At 68.9% G+C, this 20,438-nt stretch carries 14 protein-coding genes; 5 read left to right on the top strand and 9 right to left on the bottom strand.

Features of this window, described 5'->3' with window-relative positions:
- Positions 1-12: 12 nt before the first annotated feature.
- On the top strand, positions 13-1,470 hold the full coding sequence (locus AC069I_RS29170) for a flavin-containing monooxygenase (protein WP_478266847.1): 1,458 nt from the start codon (positions 13-15) through the stop codon (positions 1,468-1,470).
- Positions 1,467-3,134, top strand: coding sequence for a GMC oxidoreductase (locus tag AC069I_RS29165; protein WP_478226560.1), 1,668 nt, complete (start codon positions 1,467-1,469; stop codon positions 3,132-3,134). Before AC069I_RS29170 ends, AC069I_RS29165 begins: the two co-directional genes overlap by 4 nt.
- A gap of 145 nt (positions 3,135-3,279) precedes the next feature.
- On the opposite strand, the gene AC069I_RS29160 is transcribed toward AC069I_RS29165, so the two are convergent.
- Positions 3,280-4,770 carry a chitinase gene (locus AC069I_RS29160; RefSeq protein WP_478226561.1) on the bottom strand — a complete coding sequence of 497 codons (1,491 nt, stop codon included), beginning with the start codon at positions 4,768-4,770 and terminating at the stop codon, positions 3,280-3,282.
- A gap of 161 nt (positions 4,771-4,931) precedes the next feature.
- Here AC069I_RS29160 and AC069I_RS29155 point away from each other — a divergent pair, with 161 nt between their 5' ends.
- Positions 4,932-7,310: a Tex family protein gene (locus tag AC069I_RS29155; RefSeq protein WP_478266846.1), complete on the top strand. Its 2,379-nt coding sequence runs from the start codon at positions 4,932-4,934 to the stop codon at positions 7,308-7,310.
- A gap of 66 nt (positions 7,311-7,376) precedes the next feature.
- On the opposite strand, the gene AC069I_RS29150 is transcribed toward AC069I_RS29155, so the two are convergent.
- Positions 7,377-9,107: an acyl-CoA dehydrogenase gene (locus tag AC069I_RS29150; RefSeq protein WP_478226563.1), complete on the bottom strand. Its 1,731-nt coding sequence runs from the start codon at positions 9,105-9,107 to the stop codon at positions 7,377-7,379.
- A gap of 25 nt (positions 9,108-9,132) precedes the next feature.
- A complete protein-coding gene (locus tag AC069I_RS29145) occupies positions 9,133-10,470 on the bottom strand; it encodes a serine hydrolase domain-containing protein (protein ID WP_478235096.1) in 1,338 nt (445 codons plus the stop codon).
- A gap of 275 nt (positions 10,471-10,745) precedes the next feature.
- Between AC069I_RS29145 and AC069I_RS29140 the strand changes: the two genes are divergently transcribed.
- Positions 10,746-12,395, top strand: coding sequence for a DEAD/DEAH box helicase (locus AC069I_RS29140; protein ID WP_478266845.1), 1,650 nt, complete (start codon positions 10,746-10,748; stop codon positions 12,393-12,395).
- 226 nt (positions 12,396-12,621) lie between these two features.
- On the opposite strand, the gene AC069I_RS29135 is transcribed toward AC069I_RS29140, so the two are convergent.
- The 5 genes from AC069I_RS29135 to AC069I_RS29115 form a co-directional block, all read right to left on the bottom strand.
- Positions 12,622-13,554 (bottom strand): acyl-ACP desaturase, encoded by a 933-nt coding sequence (locus AC069I_RS29135; RefSeq protein ID WP_478266844.1) that lies wholly within the window; start codon positions 13,552-13,554, stop codon positions 12,622-12,624.
- 261 nt (positions 13,555-13,815) lie between these two features.
- Positions 13,816-14,832, bottom strand: a complete 1,017-nt coding sequence (locus tag AC069I_RS29130) for an iron-siderophore ABC transporter substrate-binding protein (RefSeq protein ID WP_478266843.1) — start codon at positions 14,830-14,832, stop codon at positions 13,816-13,818.
- A 27-nt stretch (positions 14,833-14,859) separates the two neighbouring features.
- Positions 14,860-15,753 (bottom strand): ABC transporter permease, encoded by an 894-nt coding sequence (locus AC069I_RS29125; protein WP_478226567.1) that lies wholly within the window; start codon positions 15,751-15,753, stop codon positions 14,860-14,862.
- Positions 15,740-16,522, bottom strand: a complete 783-nt coding sequence (locus AC069I_RS29120) for an ABC transporter ATP-binding protein (protein WP_340685061.1) — start codon at positions 16,520-16,522, stop codon at positions 15,740-15,742. Before AC069I_RS29120 ends, AC069I_RS29125 begins: the two co-directional genes overlap by 14 nt.
- A 16-nt stretch (positions 16,523-16,538) precedes the next feature.
- Entirely contained in the window at positions 16,539-17,597 is a 1,059-nt protein-coding gene (locus AC069I_RS29115) for an ABC transporter substrate-binding protein (protein ID WP_478226568.1), read from the bottom strand.
- A 217-nt stretch (positions 17,598-17,814) separates the two neighbouring features.
- Between AC069I_RS29115 and AC069I_RS29110 the strand changes: the two genes are divergently transcribed.
- On the top strand, positions 17,815-19,335 hold the full coding sequence (locus AC069I_RS29110) for a sensor histidine kinase (RefSeq protein ID WP_478226674.1): 1,521 nt from the start codon (positions 17,815-17,817) through the stop codon (positions 19,333-19,335).
- On the opposite strand, the gene folP is transcribed toward AC069I_RS29110, so the two are convergent.
- Positions 19,332-20,198 carry a dihydropteroate synthase gene (gene folP, locus AC069I_RS29105; RefSeq protein WP_478266842.1) on the bottom strand — a complete coding sequence of 289 codons (867 nt, stop codon included), beginning with the start codon at positions 20,196-20,198 and terminating at the stop codon, positions 19,332-19,334. The two genes, AC069I_RS29110 and folP, sit on opposite strands and share 4 nt — an antisense overlap.
- Between the last annotated feature and the right edge of the window lie 240 nt (positions 20,199-20,438).

The raw sequence follows: 20,438 nt of genomic DNA, 5'->3' as shown, positions 1-20,438 counted from the left end.
ACTTCGATCGGCATGGGCGATACGAGCGTGCTGATCGTAGGGACGGGCTTCGGCGGGGTCGGGACGGCGATCGAGCTCAAACGCGCCGGATTCGACGACTTCACCATCCTGGAAAGCGCCGGCGAACCCGGCGGCGTCTGGCGGGAGAACACGTACCCCGGCGCCGGCTGTGACATCCCGTCGCCGCTGTATTCGTTCTCCTACGAGCCCAACCCCGACTGGCCGAAACGGTTCTCGCTGCAACCGGACATCCACGAATACCTCAAGCGCGTGGTGCGCCGCTACGGGCTCGAACCGCACATCCGGTTCGGCACTCGCGTCACCGCCGCGGCCTTCGACGAGGAGCGCGGGCTCTGGCGGGTCGAGACCGCGGGCGGCGAGACGTTCGAAGCGAACGTCTTCGTCCCCGCCGTCGGCCAGCTCTCGCGGCCCGTCCGACCGGACATCCCCGGCCAAGGAACCTTCGAGGGCGCCAGCTTCCACTCCGCGCACTGGGATCACGACGTCGACCTGCGCGGCAAGAAGGTCGCGGTGATCGGCACCGGCGCGAGCGCCATCCAGTTCGTGCCCGAAGTCCAGCGCCAGGCGGGCGAGCTGACGGTGTTCCAGCGGACCGCGCCCTACATCATGGCCAAACGGGACACCCGCTACCGGCGCTGGCAGCAGCGGCTGTTCCGGCATCTGCCTGCCACCCAGCTGCTCGGCAGGCTCCGGATCTTCCTCCTCGCCGAGTACGCGACCTATGCGATGACCAAATATCCGTTGCTGGCCAAGGTCTTCGAACTCCGGACGGCCCAGCTGCGGCGCCGTCACATCAAGGACAGGGCGCTGCGCGAGAAACTCACCCCGGACTATCCCCTGGGCTGCAAGCGGATCCTGTTCACCAACGAGTACCTGCCCGCGCTGGCGCGGCACAACGTCGCCGTCGAGACACGGCGGATCAGCGCGATCACACCGTCCGGCGTGCTCACGGAAGACGGAGTCGAACACGAAGCCGACGTCATCGTCTACGGGACCGGTTTCGCGGCGACCGACTTCCTCGGCGAACTGAAGGTGGAGGGCCTCGGCGGACGGGCGCTGTCCGACGCGTGGAAAGGCGGGGCGCGGGCGTACCTCGGCATGACCGTGCCCGGGTTCCCGAACCTGTTCTGCGTCTACGGGCCCAACACGAACCTCGGCGCGGGCTCCATCATCTACATGATCGAACGGCAGGCCCGCTACATCCGGCAAGCCGTCGAGCACCTCGCCAAACCGGAAGTGTCCTATATGGACGTCATACCGGAGGTCGAGCGGAAGTACGACGAGGAGATCCAGCGACGCCTCGGGCGCAGTGTCTGGACGGCCTGCGCCAGCTGGTACCGCCAGGAGAACGGCCGCGTGAGCACGAACTGGCCGGGTCTGGTGACCGAGTACGACCGGCGGACGAGGAAGCTCGACCTCGGCGACTACCGGACGGCGGGCGCGCGATGAACTACGACGTGCTGGTGATCGGCTCCGGTTTCGGCGGCAGCGTGACCGCGTTGCGGCTCACCGAGAAGGGATACCGCGTCGGCGTGCTGGAAACCGGCCGCCGGTTCGCCGACGACGAGTTCGCGAAAACCTCGTGGCGGCTGCGGAAGTACCTGTGGGCCCCGAAACTGGGCTGCTACGGCATCCAGCGGCTCACACTGCTGAAGAACACCTTCGTACTGAGCGGCGCGGGCGTCGGCGGTGGGTCGCTCGTCTACGCGAACACGCTCTACGAACCCCCGGACACCTTCTACGAAGACCCGCAGTGGGCGCACATCACCGACTGGAAGGCCGAGCTCGCCCCGCATTACGACCAGGCGAAACGGATGCTGGGCGTGGTGGAGAACCCGCTGGTCACGCCGGCCGACCGCGTACTGCGCGAGGTCGCCGAGGACATGGGCATCGCGGACACCTACCGGCCGACGCCGGTCGGCGTCCATTTCGGCAAGCGCGACGTCGACCCGTTCTTCGGCGGTGAGGGCCCGCCGCGAAAGCCGTGCACGCACTGCGGCGAGTGCATGACCGGCTGCCGGGTGGGCGCGAAGAACACGACCGTCAAGAACTACCTGTACCTGGCGGAGAAGGCGGGCGCGGAGGTCCATCCGCTGACCACCGCCGTGTCGGTCCGGCCGATCGATGGCGGATACGCGGTCGACACCGTCCGGACAGGACGTTGGGTACGCAAGCGCAAGCGGACCTTCACCGCCTCCGAAGTCGTGTTCGCCGCCGCTTCCCTGGGCACGCAACGACTTCTGCACTCGCTGAAGGACTCGGGCACGCTGCCGAACCTGTCACCGCGTCTCGGCTTGCTCGCCAGGACGAACTCCGAGGCCGTCCTCGCCGCACGGTCCCTGCGAAAGGACACCGATTTCACCCGCGGCGTCGCGATCACGTCGTCGATCCATCCCGACGCCGTCACGCACGTCGAGCCGGTGCGCTACGGCAAGGGCAGCAACTTCATGGGCCTGCTGACGACGGTGCTCGTCGACGCCGAGCCGGGAAAACGCAGGTGGGTGCTGGGCGCGCGGGAACTGTGGCGGAACCGGCGGCAGCTGGTGCGGCTGCACAACCCGCGACGGTGGTCGGAGCGGATGGTCGGGCTGCTGGTGATGCAGACGCTGAACAATTCCGTTACCACGTATACGAAAAGCGGGCTCTTCGGCCGCCGGATGACCACGAAACAGGGCATCGGCGAGCCGAACCCGGAGTGGATCCCGGCCGGGCACGAGGTCACGCGACGGGTGGCGGACAAGATCGGCGGGCTGGCGCAGGGCGCGTGGACGGATCTGGCGAACATCCCGATCACGGGGCATTTCATCGGCGGCTGCGCGATCGGCGACAGCGCCGAGACCGGCGTCGTCGACCCGTACCAGCGCGTGCACGGTCATCCCGGGCTGCATATCGCGGACGGTTCGGCGATCTCGGCGAATCTCGGGGTGAACCCGTCGCTCACCATCACCGCGCAGGCGGAGCGCGCGATGTCGTTGTGGCCCAACAAAGGCGAGGCCGACCCGCGGCCGCCGCTCGGCTCCCCCTACCGGCGCCTGTCCCCTGTCGCCCCGCTGAAGCCCGTCGTCCCTCCGGAGGCCCCTGCCGCCCTCCGGCTCCCCCTCACCCCGCTCTGACCTTACGCGTTTAGTCCTCTGGATGCGGTAGTTCGCCCTGCGAACTACCGCATCCAGAGGACTAAACGCGTAAGGGGGGAAGAAGTGGAAAGGGCGGGTGCCGCCGCCCGCGCGACGTCGGCACCCGCCCCGGTCTAGCGGATCGTCACGGGAGGCCTGCCAGGCCCGCGCTCACCGTGTTCGACCACGCATAGCCCTGCGAGGCGTCCCAGTTGATCGACCAGGTCATCGCGCCCCGGATCGCCGGGTACGTCGTCGAAGGCTTGAACGAACCGCAGTTCGTGCCCTTCGCCAGGCAGTTCAGCGCGTTGACCGTGTTGCCGGGCGCCTGGTAGCCGCCGCCCGCGGCCGAGCCGGAGGCGGGCAGGCCGAGCCCGACCTGGTCGGCGCGCAGACCGCTCTGCAGCTGGATGCAGGCCAGCGCGGTGAGGAAGTCGACCGTGCCCTGCGAGTAGACCTTCTGGTCGCAGCCGAGCATCGTGCCGCTGTTGTAGTACTGCATGTTGACGATCGTCAGGATGTCCTTGACGTTCAGCGCCAGCTTGAAGTACTCCGCCGCCGGGCTCTGCATGTCGATCGTCTGCGGCGCCATGGTGATGATCGAGCCGCCCGCCGCGTGGATGCTGCGCAGCGCCTGCGCCATGTAGGTCGCGTTGACGCCGTTCTCCAGGTCGATGTCGACGCCGTCGAAGCCGTAGGTCGCGATGAGCGACTTCATGCTGTTGGAGAAGTTCGTGGCCGCGGCCGCGGAATCGACGCGAATCGTGCCCTTCTCGCCGCCGACGGACAGGATGACCTTCTGCCCGCGTGCCTGCGCCGTCTTGATGTCGGCCTTGAACTGCGCGTCGGTGTAGCCACCCAGCTGGCTCGACAGCCCGGAGTCGAGGGTGAAGCTGACCGCGCCCGGCGTGGCCGTCGCGTCGGCGAAGGACACCGCGATGATGTTGTACTTCGTCGGGACGTCGGCGAGCTTGAGCGCCTTCGCGCCGTTGTAGAAGTTCTGCCAGTAGCCGGTGATCACGTGCTTCGGCAGGTTCCCGGTCGGCGGGGTGCTCGTCGTGGTCGTCGGCGGGTTCGACGTGGTGGTCGTCGGGGTCGTGGGCGTGGTCGGCGTGGTGGGGGTCGTCGTCGGCGAGCCGCCGGGGCCGTCGAGGTTCACGTCGTCGGCGAAGTACGCGGGCTGGCCGTACCAGCCGTGCAGGTAGATCTCGACGCTCGTGGTGGACGCGCCGGTGGTGAAGCTCAGCGAGAGCTGCGACCAGCTGCCGCCACCCGGGGTCCAGGTGTTCTTGTCACCCGTCCCGGTGCCGGTGACACCCAGGTAGGTGTAGCTGCCCTGCACCCACGCCGAAAGCGTGTACGCGGTGTTGGCCTTCACCGCCACGCTCTGCGAGCAGCGGGCGTTGTCCTGCCCCGCCGGGGTGGCGCTGAGCGCGCGAGTGCCCGAGTGGACCGGCGTGGTGACCACCGCGTTCGCGCCGGTGCAGGTCCAGCCGCTCGTGGTGCCTAGTTCGAAGCCCGGATTGGTCAGGATGTTGGCGGCCGAGGCGCTGCCCGAGACCGCGAAAGTCACCCCCAGGCACACGGCCAGTGACGACAGCAGGGCGAGGAACGCGTGTTTCGGCTTCACTTTCACGACTGGCCTCCACGAACGGGTGATGTCGGCCACATCAAAATGGTACAGACCAATACAACTGTCAAGGGTTCGGTTAGAGGAGGCCATACGAAAGTCGGCTCGGCACGAGCGGCAGAATGCAGGGTCCGAGAGCACCCGAGGGCGGAATCAGGAGCGTGGGAGTGAGCGTGCAGGGCCTGCAGACAGTCGAGCAGAAGATCGCCGAAGAACTCGGCGTGCGCGAGGGGCAGGTCAAGGCGGCCGTCGACCTGCTGGACGGCGGATCGACCGTGCCGTTCATCGCCCGGTACCGCAAAGAGGTCACCGGGATGCTGGACGACACCCAGCTCCGCACCCTCGAAGAACGCCTCCGCTACCTGCGGGAACTCGGCGAGCGCAAGGTCGCGGTGCTGGAGTCGATCCGCAGCCAGGGCAAGCTGGACGAGGCGCTGGAAGCGTCGATCATGGCGGCGGACACCAAGTCCCGCCTCGAGGACATCTACCTGCCGTACAAGCCCAAGCGGCGGACGAAGGCGATGATCGCCCGCGAGGCCGGCCTGGAGCCGCTCGCCGACGGGCTGCTGAGCGACCCGAACACCGATCCGCAGGCCGCCGCCGCGGTGTTCGTCGACGCCGACAAGGGTGTCGCGGACGCGCAGGCCGCACTGGACGGCGCCCGCGCGATCCTCGTCGAACGCTTCGCCGAGGACGCCGATTTGATCGGCGAACTGCGGGAGAAGATGTGGGCGGAAGGCCGTCTGGCCTCGAAGGTCCGCGACGGCAAGGCCGAAGAGGGCGCGAAGTTCTCCGACTACTTCGACTTCTCGGAGCCCTACACCAAGCTTCCCTCGCACCGGATCCTCGCGATGTTCCGCGGTGAGAAGGAGGAGATCCTCGACCTCACCATGGAGTCGGAGGAGCCCTCCGAGGAACCGCGTACCGGGCCGACCGAGTACGAGAACCGCATCGCCCACAAGTTCGGCATCGCGAACGAAGGGCGGCCGGCCGACAAGTGGCTCGGCGACACCGTCCGCTGGGCGTGGCGGACGAAGATCCTGCTGCACCTGGGCATCGACCTGCGGATGCGGCTGCGCCAGTCGGCCGAGGACGACGCCGTCCGCGTGTTCGCCGCGAACCTGCGGGACCTGCTGCTCGCCGCCCCGGCGGGCACGCGCGCCACGATGGGCCTCGACCCGGGCTTCCGCACCGGCGTCAAGGTCGCCGTCGTCGACGCGACCGGCAAGGTCGTCGGCACCCACGTGATCTACCCGCACCAGCCCGCGAACAAATGGGACCAGTCGATCGCCGAACTCGCCGCGCTGTGCGCCCGGCACAAGGTGGACCTGATCTCGATCGGCAACGGCACCGCGTCGCGCGAGACCGACAAACTGGCGGGCGAGCTGATCAAGAAGCACCCGGAACTGAAGCTGACGAAGGCCGTCGTCTCCGAGGCGGGCGCGTCGGTCTACTCGGCGTCCGCGTTCGCTTCACAGGAACTGCCGGGCATGGACGTCTCGCTGCGCGGCGCGGTCTCCATCGCGCGGCGCCTGCAGGACCCGCTGGCGGAACTGGTGAAGATCGACCCGAAGTCGATCGGCGTCGGGCAGTACCAGCACGACCTGTCGGAGATCTCGCTGTCGCGTTCACTCGACGCGGTGGTCGAAGACTGTGTGAACGCCGTCGGTGTCGACGTCAACACCGCGTCCGCCCCGCTGCTGACCCGCGTCTCGGGCATCACGACGACCCTGGCGGAGAACATCGTCGCGCACCGCGACGAGAACGGTCCGTTCAAGACGCGGAGCGGGCTCAAGGAGGTCGCACGGCTCGGCCCCAAGGCCTTCGAGCAGTGCGCGGGCTTCCTCCGGATCCCGGACGGCGACGACCCGCTCGACTCGTCCTCGGTGCACCCGGAGGCCTACCCGGTGGTGCGGCGGATCCTGTCCTCGACCGGCACGGACATCCGCTCGCTCATCGGCAACTCGCGGACACTGCAGGCGCTGAAGCCCACGGAGTTCGTCGACGACACCTTCGGTCTGCCGACGGTGACCGACATCCTCGCCGAACTCGAAAAGCCGGGCCGCGACCCGCGACCGGCGTTCAAGACCGCGACCTTCGCCGACGGCGTCGAGAAGATCGGCGACCTCAAGCCGGGCATGCGGCTGGAAGGCGTCGTGACGAACGTGGCCGCGTTCGGCGCGTTCATCGACGTCGGCGTGCACCAGGACGGGCTCGCGCACGTCTCCGCGCTGTCGAAGAACTTCGTCAAGGACCCGCGTGAGGTCGTCAAGCCCGGCGACATCGTCAAGGTGAAGGTCCTGGAGGTCGACGTGCCGCGCAAGCGGATCTCGCTGACCCTGCGGCTGGACGACGAGCCCGGCAAGCCTGCTCGTGAGCAGGGCGGTGGCGGTGGTCGTGACCGCGGCCAGGGCGGCGGTCAGCGCCAAGGCGGCGGTCAGCGTGGCGGTCAGGGCGGACGCGGTGGCGGCCGGGACCGCGGCGGCAACTCCGGTGGCGGCGGCGCCATGGCGGACGCGCTCCGGAAGGCCGGCTTCGGCAAGTAGGGCTCAGAAGTCCGTGAAGGCCTCCTTCCCTACCCTGAGAGTAGGGAAGGAGGCCTTCACGGATCTTTACGGGTTCATGGCGTAAGCACCGGAGAGGTCCCGCACCAGCGACCACACGTGATCGAAGCGCGCCGCGTCGACGACCGGCTTCCGGATCGAGGCCAGCGCGAGGGCCTGCTGCGCGTCGGTCGAGGACGATTTCCCGTGCAGATCGATCGCGGTGAGGCTGAAGTCCTGTACCAGGATGGCGAAGATCTGGTCGACGACCTCGGTCTCGATCCCGGTGATCTCGGCCTGCTCCAGCACCAGCTGCCCGTAGACGACCAGCGTGAACAGCTCGGTCAGCGCGAGACCGAAGTCGATGTCCTGCTGCTGCGCCTCGTCCGGCGCGGCTTCGGTGAACAGCTTCACCAGCGCCTCGGCCTGCTCGGTGAACCGCGCGACGTTCGGGATCGCGGACGCCTTGGCGTACGCCTCACGCCAGTCGTGGAACCGCACCTTCGACAGGCCGCGCGCGGGGCCTTGGCGGAACAGGAACTCGTCGTCGGCCGCGTCGGAACGGGTCGGCACCGGCTCGTAGGCCTGCGGCGCGAACAGGTACGCGGGCACGAACTTCGCGATCAGCGCGAGGTTCACCGCCACCGTGCCTTCCAGCTTCGGCAGGCCGTCGATGTCGTTCTTGGCCATCGCGAGGTAGGTGTCGGCCTCGAATCCCTTGGCCGCCACCACATCCGCGACCAGGCCGATGACCTTCTGCGCCTCGGTGGTCACCTTCATCTTGGTGATCGGGTTGAACAGCAGGTACCGGCGGTCGTCCGCGTTCGCGCTGCGGAAGTAATCCACGGCACGGTCGGAGAACAGCTTCATCGCGACGAGCCGCGCGTACGCCTCGACGAATTCCCGGCGCACGTGCGGGAATTCGGTGACCTTCTTGCCGTAGAGCACCCGGTTGTGCGCGTGCGTGATCGCCTCGTACAGCGAATGCGTCGACATCCCGATGCCACCGAAGCACAGGTTGAACTTGCCGATGTTGACCGTGTTCAGCGCCGCGGAGAACGCGTCGGCGCCGACGTGCAGAATGTCCTCTTCGGACACCGGGTAGTCGTTCAGCTCGAACTCGGCGACGTACATCTGCGACGGCACGACGTTCTTCACCACGCGGTAGTTCGGGTGTTCCGAGTCCGCGTAGAAGAACACGTACTGGTCCGGGCCCTCGACGCCGTCGATGCGGCCGAACACGGACACGGTCCGCGCGCAGTTGCCGTTGCCGATGTAGTACTTCGACCCGTTCGCGCGGTAGCCGCCCTTGCCGTCCGGGGTGAGCACGAGGTCCGACGAGTAGATGTCGGCCCCATGCTCCTTTTCGGACAGTCCGAACGCGGCGACGCCGCCGGCCGCGAGCGAGTCCGCCGCGCGTTTGCGGGCGGCCTCGTTCGCGCTCTGCCACACCGGGCCCAGGCCGAGGATGGTGACCTGCCACGGATACCAGTAGTTCAAGCCATAAAAGCCGAGGATTTCCGACAGGGCCGCGACCCGCGCGGTGTCCCACCGTTTGTCGGGATTCCCCTCGGCGTTGGCGCCAGGAGTGAGGAACGTGGAGAACAGGCCTTCCTTGCCCGCGAACTCGATGAAGTCCGCGTAGAAGGTCCGGTCGTGGTAGTCCTCGACGAGCTTGCGCTTGCCACGCTGTTCGAACCACTCGATGGTGGCACGCAGCAGGCGACGCGTCTCCGGGTCGAACTGCCGTGGGTCGTACCCACCCGGGTTCAGCAACAACGCGGTCGCCTTTTCGCTCATGGTCACTCCTGGTCAGCCGAAGTTACTACCCGGTAACCGTAGCGCCTCGCTTCGCCGTCCGGCCACCGAACTCGACCGAAGTCACCCGTCCACGCTCGTCGCGCAGGAACCGGGCGGTGGGCTTGCGGGTGTCCGCAGCCGGGGCGATCGCGTCGCCGCCCACGAAAACGGCCTCGAACGGCGGTGGCGAGGGAAAGCCCTCGACGTCGGCGACCAGCTGGGCCCAGAGGGCGCCGTCCCGGTCCTTGACCACGAACGCCAGGTCACCGGTCTGATAGCGGCCCAGGTACTCGGCGATGTCCGGCTGCGGCACCGGCGGCGGGCTCGTGAGCGGAGGCAGCCCGACCACGTGCTCCAGGCACCAGTCGACGACCTTCGCGCCCAGTGCGGACCCGCCCGCGCTATTGGTCAGCACCGTGACGGCGAATTCCTCCTCCGGCACGGTCACGAACTCCGACAGCTGCAGGTTGCTCACGTTGCCGCCGTGCCGGACCAGCCGGGCAGCGCCGTGGGTCGTGTGCAGCCAGCTGAGCCCGACCTCTTCGAACCGCAGCGCGGCCCTGCGCTGCGGCGCGCGCATGAGGTCGCGGGTGGCTTCGCTGATCGGAGGCTCGCCCTCGGCCTCACCGGTCAGGAAGAACCGGGCCCATTTCAGCTGGTCGCCCGCGGTCGACCACAGCCCGCCGCTCGCGCTGTCCGCACGGGTGAGGCCCACGGTGTGCTCGACCGCCGCTTCACCGTCGCGCAGCACGTGTCCGACGGCGTGACGGCGGGTGAGCACCTCCCACGGCAGGTAATACGACTCGGTCATACCGAGTGGGTCGAGCAGCCGGGCGCGGACCACGTCCTCGAAGGGTTCGCCCGCCACCACCTCGACGACCCGGCCGGCCAGCTGGAATCCGGCGTTGCAGTAGGAGAAGACCTCGCCGGGCGGGAAGTTCTGCGGCAGGTCGCCGAACTTCGCGATCGCGAGGGCCAGCGCGTCGTCACCCCACCCGGTGGTGAAGTCGACGTCGCCGAGGAAACCGGCCGAATGCGTGAGCAGATGACGCGAGGTCACCGTCTTCCGCGCCACCGGATCCGCCAAGGGGAGATCGGGAAGGTACTCGACGACCGGCCTGTCCAGGTCCAGCACACCGTCTTCGACCAGGGCCAGCACGGCGGCCGCGGCGAAGGTCTTGCTGGTGGAGCCGATCATGAACAACGTGCCGGGATCGACCGGAAGCCCGGTGTCCACACTGGACACTCCGGTGGCGAACACCGACTCCTCACCGCGGTGCGTCACCCCCACCACCGCTCCGGGGACGCTCGCGCGACGCGCCTCCTCGTCGAGCACCCCTTGCAGATCCTGAACGTTCGACACCCGTGTCCCCTTTCGTCCGGTCAGGTCAGCGTTTCACCGCGACGCCGCGCCCGGCTCGTCCGAACCGACGAACATCACCGGACCGGTGCGGGCGATATCACGTAGCCCGGGAGATCACGACCCAGTACACTGGACGACGCGGTCCGCTCAGTTCTGCCTCGGGCCGCGTTTCGTTGTCGAAGACCACGCGCCGCGGCCCCCGAGGTCTGCGCCGGGCAGGACAACCGTTTCTATCCTTACGGAGATACCAGGGCGCGCTTCGCGCCCACACGCTTATGAGCACACCTACTTTCACCGAACTCGGCCTGCCCAAGACCCTCGTGGACTCGCTCGCCGAACAAGGCGTCACCAGCCCGTTCCCGATCCAGGCCGCCACGCTGCCGCATTCGCTGGCGGGCCGGGACGTCCTCGGCCGCGGCCGCACCGGCTCCGGCAAGACGTACGGCTTCGTGCTGCCCGTCCTCGCCCGGCTCGCCGAAGGCCCGACCCGCCGCCGCCCCGGCCGCCCGCGTGCCCTGGTCCTGGCGCCGACGCGCGAACTGGCGACCCAGATCGAGGCTTCGTTCCTGCCGCTGGCCAAACCGCTCGGCCTCAAGGTCACCACGATCTTCGGCGGCGTCAGCCCCAACCCGCAGATCACCAGGCTGCGTGACGGCGTCGACATCGTCGTCGCGTGCCCCGGCAGGCTCGCCGACCACATGCGCTCCGGCGAGGCGAAGCTCGACCACGTCGAGATCACCGTGCTGGACGAGGCCGACCACATGGCCGACCTCGGCTTCCTGCCCGACGTCCGGCGCATCATGGCCGAGACCCCGGAGCGCGGGCAGCGCCTGCTGTTCTCCGCGACCCTCGACGCGGGCGTCGACGTGCTGGTCAAGCGCTTCATGCACGACCCGGTCACGCACAGCGTCGACTCGGCCCAGTCGCCGGTCTCGACGATGCAACACCACGTGCTGCACCTGGAGGAGACCCACCGGCTGCCGGTGCTGATCGACCTCACCGCCGCCCCGGGCCGCACGCTGGTGTTCACCCGGACGAAGCACCGCGCCAAGCAGCTGACGCGCAAGCTCATGGCCTCCGGCGTGCCGGCGGTCGAGCTGCACGGCAACCTCGGCCAGACGGCGCGGACCCGCAACCTGGAGGCGTTCGCCTCCGGCGCGGCGAAGACGCTGGTCGCGACCGACATCGCCGCGCGCGGGATCCACGTCGACGATGTCACGCTGGTCATCCACGCGGACCCGCCCGTCGAGCACAAGGCGTACCTGCACCGCTCCGGCCGGACGGCGCGGGCCGGCGCGTCCGGCACCGTCGTCACGCTGATGACCGACGCGCAGGTCGGCGACGTCCGCGACCTCACCCGCAAGGCAGGCATCAAGCCGACCACGACGCAGCTCGGCCCCGGCCACCCGCTGCTGTCGGAACTGGCGCCCGGTGAGCGTTCGTTCACCGCTTCGCCTCGACGGCCGATCGTGGACACGCGGCCGAAGCGCGTCAGCGCCAGCGGTGAAGCCATCCCGGGCAAGGGCGACGACGAAGACCGTCCGGCAAGCGGTGGACGTGGCGGCCGCGGTGGCCGTGGCCGAGGTCCTTCCGCCGGTGGCCGTGGAGCTTCCGGTGGCGGCCGTCGCGGCGGCTCTTCCGACGGCCGTTCGCGTCAGCCCCGTACCGAGGGCGACCGCCGCGGCGCTCCCGCCGGCCAAGGCCGTCGCGCGGCCGAGAGCACCGGACGTCGCGAAGGCGCGCCCAAGGGCGGCGGCCAGAGTCGTCAGGGGCGTCACGGTGCCGCCGAGTCGCAGCCGCGCCGCGGCTCCGGTGCCACGAAGTCCCAGTCCTCGCGGAACCAGTCCGGCGGCGCTCCGGCCCGTCGCGGTGGTGCCGCCGCGTTCTCCTCGGGGACCCGCGCCGGCTCGCGCCGCTCGCGCTAGTCCTCCCCGACGGCCGTCACGCGAGTTCCGTCTTCAAACACGCGAGATCCGGCTTCCGTCACGCGAGTTCCGCCCGCGATCATGCGTGATCCGGCGGCCGGCTCACGTGATCAGAGGGACGACACACGAGTTGGCCATCTGATCACGCGTGTCGTCCGGCGGGACACGCGTGACGGCCGCCGGATCTCGCGTGCTTGGAGGCGGAACTCACGTGACTGGGACCGGGTCACACGTGTCGGGCGGCGGCGCGGGCTTCAGCGGCCGCGCGGCGCTCCTCGAAGCGTGAAGCCTGCGTGTCGAGGGCCTTCAGGAACTGGTCGAGTTCGTCCCGTGCCTTCTCCCCCACCTCGCCGAGCCCTTCGAGCTCGAAGATCTTCCACTGCCGCAGCAACGGCCAGATCACCTCGTCGTGGTGGATGCGCAGGTCGTAGATCCCCGCCTTCGCGATCAGCGCGGCCTTCCGCACGAAGCTCGGGATCACCGCGCCCGGCATCTGGAACTGGACGACCTCGTCGGTGATGGCGCGCATCATCGCGTCGGGTGAAAGCTCCAGCGACGCCTGCACCAGGTTCCGGTAGAAGAGCATGTGCAGGTTCTCGTCCATCGCGACCCGCGCGAGCAGCTTCTCGCACAAGGGATCCTGCGTGTACTTCCCGGTATTGCGGTGCGAAATCCGCGTCGCGAGCTCCTGGAAGGATACGTACGCGAAGACGTTCAGCAGCTCTTTGTCGCCGCTGTCGTACCCGGCCTGCATGGTCTGCATCCGCGACCGCTCCAGCTCGACCGGGTCCACCGCGCGCGTCACCAGCAGGTAGTCGCGGATGCAGATCCCGTGGCGGCCCTCTTCGGCGGTCCAGCGATGCACCCACGTACCCCACGCGCCGTCGCGGCCGAAGGCGCGCTCGATCTCGCGGTGATAGCTCGGCAGGTTGTCCTCGGTGAGGAGGTTGACCTCCAACGACGTCCGCGCGATCGGCGACACCCGCGACTGCTCGGGATCCCACGCTTCGCCGCCGAGGTCGGCGAAGTTGCGGCCCTCGTCCCACGGCACGAACTCGTGCGGCATCCATTCCTTGGCGACCGAGAGATGCCGGTTGAGGTTCTCCTCGACCGTCCCTTCGAGTTCGAGCATCAGCCGGGTGGTTTCGGGGACCGCCATGCGTTTCGTCCTTCCAGGGTACGGAAAACGCCTACCTACGACACCGTAACTTACGGTGTCGTAGGTTTGCCACCTCCGGAAGGTGAACGCTCAGGAGCCGGCGACGGGGTGTCGCGAAAGCCACAGGACGTCAGGCATCACTGTGGCCTTCGCAACGTCTGGCGAGTGGCCGGGCCAGGCGCCACACCGGGGCCGTCCATGAAGGAACTGGGACGTTGAATGTCCCAATTCCTTCATAGACGCGAGGTCGACCTTGAACTGTCAGGAGCCGGCGACGGCTGCCAGCTTCGGCACCAGCTGCTCGATCGCGTACGGGATGCTCAGCACGGTGTTGAACGAGATCGCGGCCCCGACCGGCGGGTTCTCGTAGGTGATGAACAGATCCCGCTTGTCCGCCGACACCTTCAGCTTCCGGTACACCGGATCGGCCCGGATCCTGGCCTCCGCGCCGACGTCGGAGTTCAGCCACACCAGGCGATCCGCGTCGAACAGATCGAACCGTTCCGACGAGACCTCGACGACGTTGTTCTCCGGCTTGCTCAGCGCCTTGACCGGTTCGAAGGGCCGGAAGCCCAGCTCGGTCATGAAGATCATCTTCGGGTCGGTCGTGGTGAACGCGGAGAACTTGCCCGCCTCGAAGGTGTCGGCGACGACCATCGACAGCTTCGCGAACCCGGGATGCTGGGCCCGCGCCTGCGCGAACCGCCGGTCGATCCCGGCGATCAGGTCCTCGGCCTTTCGCTCAAGGCCCAGTGCGCGGCCCACCATCCGGGTCGTCTCCTGCCAGGGCGCCGCGTAGTCCTCGAACTTCGGCGGCTGCGCGACGACCGGAGCGAGCCGCGAGAGCTTCTCGTACTGCTCCTTCTTCATCCCGCTGTACTGGGCGAGGATCAGGTCCGGCTTCAGCGCGGCGATCTTCTCGAAGTTGTAGTCGTCCCGTTCTCCGACGATCTCCGGCTGCTTGTCGCCCCAGCGGGCCTGGGTCCACGGCCACTTCCCGTACGGCCGCTCCTTGAACCAGTCGACGGCGCCGACCGGCCGGATCCCGAGCGCCAGCACGGCGTCGTGGTCGGAAAGGCCGAGCGTGACGATCCGCGACGGCTGTTTCCCGACCGTCGCCGACCCGTATTTGTGTTCGACGGTCACCGGAAAGGTGCCGCTGGCCTCCGGCGGCACCAGGGTCTCGTCGACCGATTGCGAAGAACCACAACCGGCTACCAGCAACGACATCATCAGCGCGGTCAAGGTCGCCTTGACCCGCACCCCGGTAACGGACATGCGGGTAAGGCTAGCCTGCCCAAAGTCCTAAAGGGACGCGGTGAGACCACGCGCACGCAGGACCGAGCGTTCCAGCGGACGGAACACCACCAGCTCGATACCGACCCCGACCAGCAGGATCAGGAAGATGGCCGACATCACGGCCTCCATGCTGTTGAACGACGAGCCTTCGTGCAGGTACGCGCCGAGTCCCTTGCCGAGCGCCGGGGACAGCGCGATCAGCTCGGCGGCCATCAGCGAACGCCACGAGAACGCCCAGCCCTGCTTGAGCCCGGCGAGGAATCCGGGCAGCGCGGCGGGCAGCAGGATGTGCCGCGCGGACGACAGCCTGCTCGCGCCCATCACCTGGCCCACCCGCGGCAGGATCGGCGGGATCTGGTCGATGCCTGCGACCAGCCCGTTGGCGATCGAAGGAACCGAACCCAGCAGGACCACGAAGTAGATCGACGCGTCGTTCAGCCCGAACCACAGGATCGCCGCGGGCACCCAGGCCACCGACGGAAGGCTCTGCAGCCCGGTCAGGAACGGCCCGACCGCGGCCCGGACGACCCGGACCTTCGCCACCAGCAGCCCGAGCGGTGTCCCGATGACCACGCCGATCAGGAAGCCCAGCGCGGCGCGGTGCACCGACGTCCAGACGAACTCGAAGATCTCTCCGTCGACGGTGATGCCGACGAGTTCGTCCCACACCGCGAGCGGCGCGGGCAGCATGGCCTCCGGCCAGAACGCGGCGGCCCACAGCGCCTGCCACAGCGCGATCACCAGGATCAGGAAGACCACCGGCGGCACGAAACCGCGCAGGAATCGCTTTCCCCGGCTTTCCCGGCGCTCCCCGGTGGGGGTGTCGAGCGAGTCGAGCCCCGCGCCGACGGCCTCGTCGGCGTCTTCCGCCGCGGTTTCGGGGCGGTCAAGCCGCGGCATGGGTACTGATCACCTCCCGGAGGTGACCGGTGATCTCCAGCGTCAGCTCCTCGGCGTCGGAGGCCTGGACGTCGCGCCATTCCCGCACGACCCGGCCGGGCCGCGACGAAAGCAGCACGACCCGCTGGCCGAGCCGGACGGCCTCGCGGACGTCGTGGGTCACGAACAGCACCGAGGTGCCGGTGCTGCGATAGACGCGCAGCAGTTCACCCTGCAGGACGTCGCGGGTGATGGCGTCGAGCGCGGCGAACGGCTCGTCCATCAGCAGCAGCGACTGCTCCGGGTCACCGCCGACACGCAGGGTGGCGGCCAGCGCCCTGGCGAGCGCGACGCGCTGCCGCATCCCGCCGGACAGCTCGTGCGGCCGCTTGTCACCCGCGCCACCGAGGCGGACGAGTTCGAGCAGTTCGGCCGCCTTTTCCCGGCGCTCGGCCCGGCCGAAACCGGCGAGCCGCAGCGGCAGTTCGACGTTGCGGGCCGCGGTCAGCCACGGCATCAGCGCGGCCTCCTGGAACATGACCGCGGGCCGGGAGGTCTCCAGGGTGATCGAGCCCGACGTCGGCCGGTCGAGACCGGCGACCAGGTTCAGCAGGGTGCTCTTGCCGCAGCCGGAGGCGCCGAGGAGGCAGACGAACTCGCCGGGGGCGACCGTCAGGTCCATCCCGTCGAGGGCCACGACGGCGCGGCCGGTCGGCCCGAAAGCCTTCCGCACCCCGTCGAGGCGCACGGCGACACCGGTGGACAGGCCGGGCTCCAAGGTGGTCGTCATCGCTGATCCCCTCCGGTCACTTCGTCAGCCCGGGCGCGTTCACGCCGGGCTCGCCCTGCTCGGAGAGCACGGCGTTGAGCGGGCCGAAATCGGCGAACCCCTTGAGGTCCACCGCGGACTTCACCACACCCGCGGTCACCGAGTCCTGCGCGAGCTGGCTGAAGGTCGACGCCACCGGATCGATCCCGAGTTCGATGCCGGAGAACGCGCGATCGAGAACGGTCTCGCTCAGGGTGCTGCCCGCGAGCGCCTTGAGCTCGCCGTTGACGACCTTCTTCGCCTCGGCGGGGTTGGTCTTCGCCCACTCGATGGCGGCGAGTTCACCCTTGAGGATGGCGGTGACGGTCTCCGGGTGCTGCTGAAGGAACTCCCTGCGGACGATCACGACAGTGGTCGGGAACTTGCCTTCCGGCCACAGCGTCTTCTCGTCCAGCAGGACCTTCGCGCCCGCGTCGAGCACGAGCCGCGAGGACCACGGCTCCGGCAGCCAGCCGCCGTCGAGCTCGCCCTTCTTGAAGGCGTCGAACGTCTTCGGGTTGTCGAGGTTCGTGACCTTGACGTCGGGCAGCTTCTTCTCGGCGACGAACTTCTTGAGCGCGACGTCCTGGGTGTTCGCCAGCGACGGCGTCGCGATGTTCTTTCCGGCGAGCTGCTCCGGCGCGGTGATCTCCGGCTTCACCACCAACTGGGCGCCGCCGGTGACCGCGCCGGAGACCAGCTGGATGGCGCCCTTGGACTTGGTGAAGGCGTTGATGGCCGGGCCGGAGCCGATGAACGCGATGTCGAGCGAGTCGCCGAGCAGCGCGTTGACCTCTTCGGGGCCGGCGTTGAACGTCTGGGTGGTGAGTTTCGTCGAGCCGAGTTCCTTGGCGAAGAAGCCGTTCTTGGTCCCGATCAGCGCGGGCGCGTGCGTCACGTTCGGGAAGTACCCGACGCGCACCTCGGCCGCGGCCCCCTGGCTCTTCTGCTCCACTTCGGTGCCCCGATCGGCACGCGAACACCCGGCGATCCCACTGGCCAAGGTCAAGGCGGCGAAGGCCGCGGCCAGCAAACGGGTTCTGTGGTGGGTGCGCACGGAAGGGTCGCCTTTCGGAGGGTACGACTTGGCTCGGGTGGTGGCGCGAGAGTCGCATGTTCACCCACGTGCCTGCATCGCCATCCGAATGACGGGAAAGATGCCGAGAATCCTTGACACCAGACGGAACTCCTGTTCCACGTTTCAGGAACGGTGTAACGGTTCGAGCCGAACGGACGAATCACGCTTAGTGGTGACGCACCCTCGTACCGTCGCGATGGCGGGCGTACTGACCGCCGGGATCGGGATGGGAGTCGTCGCGTCGACGCTCAAGATCGCCGACGGTACGCACACCGTGCTCGACACCACCCTGTCCACGACGACGGGGTTCCTCTTCCTCCTCGCCGGCGCCATCGCGCACGTACGCCGCGCCTCGAACCCCATCGGCCTGCTCATCGCGCTGGCCGGGCTCGCGTTGTTCGCCGAGGACCTGCAATTCGCCGACCAACCGCTGGTGCACACGGTGGGTTTGGCGCTGTCCGCGGCGTCCAGCCCGGTGATCGCGCATCTCGTGCTCGCCTTCCCGCACGGGAAGCTCCGGTCACACTCCGAACGAGTGCTCGCCTTCTCCGCGTACGCCGTGGTCTTCGGGTCGGCCGTCCTCGGTCTGCTGGTCAACGACGATCCGAAGAACCTCGCCGCGGTCGCCGCTTCGCCGGAGGCCGAACAGCTGGTCAAACGGCTGCTGGAGCTCGTCGGTGCGCTGATCGGCGGCGGGGTCGTGGTGGTGCTGCTCTACCGCTGGCTCACCGGACGGCTTCCGCAGCGGCGACTGCTCTCCCCTGTCCTCGCGATCGCCGTGGTCGGCGCGTTGAGCACCACGGTCGGCAGCGCGCTCGGCTCCGGGCACCCGTTCTCCGAACCGCTGCTGGACGTCTACCGGATCTCGTTCTGCCTGTGGCCGCTGACGTTCCTGATCGGGGTGCTGCGGGCGCGGGTCGGCAACGCGGAGATGATCCGGCTCCTGCTGGAACGCGACGGCACCGGGCTGGCCGCGCTCGTGCAGGACGACGAAGTGTGGAAGGACAGCCGGTCGATCGACGCGCTCAACGCGGCCGCCGGGCTGGTGCTGGACAACCAGCGGCTCGCCGCGGAACTGGAGGAACGCCTCGTCGAGGTCCAGGCCTCCCGTGCCCGCATCGTGGCCGCCGCCGACGACGAGCGGAGACGGGTCGAGCGGGATCTGCACGACGGCGCGCAGCAACGCCTGGTCAGCGTCGTCCTGCTGCTGCGGATGGCGGAGCGCCGGCTCGGGAGTGAGCTCACCCCCGCCGTCGCGACACTGCTGCGAAGCACCATCGACGAACTGCAGGCCACGGTCACCGAACTGCGCGAACTCGCGCGCGGGCTCCGCCCCGCGATCCTCACCGAGGCCGGGCTGATCCCCGCGGTCCGGTCACTGCTGGACCGCGTCCCGCTCGCCGTCGACCTCGCGGACGCGGACGTGCCACGGCTCAGCGGTGCCGTCGAGGCGACGGCGTATTTCGTCGTCTCGGAGGCCGTCACCAATGCCTTGAAACACGCGCGAGCGGGGAAAGTCCGCGTGTGCATCCGCGTCGAGGACGACGGCCTGCGGGTGGACGTCCACGACGACGGCACCGGCACGGCCGACATCGGCGGCGGCTCCGGGCTGCACGGCCTCCGTGACCGGGTCCGCGCGCTCGGCGGCGAACTGACCGTCGCGAGCGAACCCGGCACGGGCACCACGGTTTCGGCCGTCATCCCCTTGGACGGCTAGGCCAGCCCTCGGATAGCGCGCGCGGGCGGGCGCGTCCCCTGGATCGACGCGACCATCTCCAGCACCTGACGAGTGCGCCGTACCTCATGGACCCGGAACACCTTGGCTCCCTCAGCCACCGCCCAGGCCGTCGCGGCGAGCGTGCCGTCGACCCGCTCCGCGAGTTCCACGCCGAGCGTCTCGCCGACGAAGTCCTTATTGGACAGTGCCATCAGCACCGGCCAGCCGGTGTCCGCCAGTTCCCGCGCGTGCCGCAGCAGCGCCAGGCTGTGCCACGTGTTCTTGCCGAAGTCGTGCGTCGGATCGATCAGCACCCCTTCACGCGGGACACCGAGCGCGACCACGGCTTCGGCGTGCGCCGTGGTCTCCGCGACGACGTCCGCGACGATGTCCGGGTAGTGCACCCGGAACGGACGGGTCCGCGGGACGGCGTTCCCGGTGTGCGAGCAGACGTAGCCGGTGCCGAACTCGGCGGCGACCTCGGCCAGTTTCGGATCGGCTCCCGCCCAGGTGTCGTTGATCAGGTCCGCGCCCGCCTCGGCGGCGCGCCTGCCCACTTCGTGGCGCCAGGTGTCGACGCTGATCACCAGGCCGGGGTGCAGTTCGCGGATCCGCTCGACGAACGGGACCACCCGTCGGATCTCTTCCTCGACGCCGACCTCCGCGCCGGGGCCGGCCTTGACTCCGCCGATGTCGACGATGTCCGCGCCGTCGGCCACCGCCCTGGCGACGGCGGCGAGCGCGTCCGGATCCGAGAAGGTCGCCCCCTTGTCGTAGAAGGAGTCGGGGGTACGGTTGACGATCGCCATGACCAGGGCGCGGTCCCGGGCGACGCGGCGCCCGCGGAAGGTCAGCTCGTTCACGCACCGATCGTAGGCGAGCGGACGCCCGCCCGGTGAGTACCGCCCACCGGGACCGTCCCGGCGACCGGGAGCGCCCATTCGAGTGGCATATCTGATATATGACGTAAGAGATCGGATCTCTCTTGACTCGCCATCGAACACCCGGGTACACGTTGTCCCACAAGGAAGTTCCGCCCCAAGGCTGGTCGGGATGCCGGCGGACGGCGGATCGGCATCCCGGCCGCTCACTCCCCCGGTTGC

This window comes from Amycolatopsis sp. NPDC043885 (genome assembly GCF_056435685.1).
The sequence above is the reverse complement of the archived record's forward strand: the minus strand, read 5'-3'. Positions and strand labels throughout refer to the sequence as shown.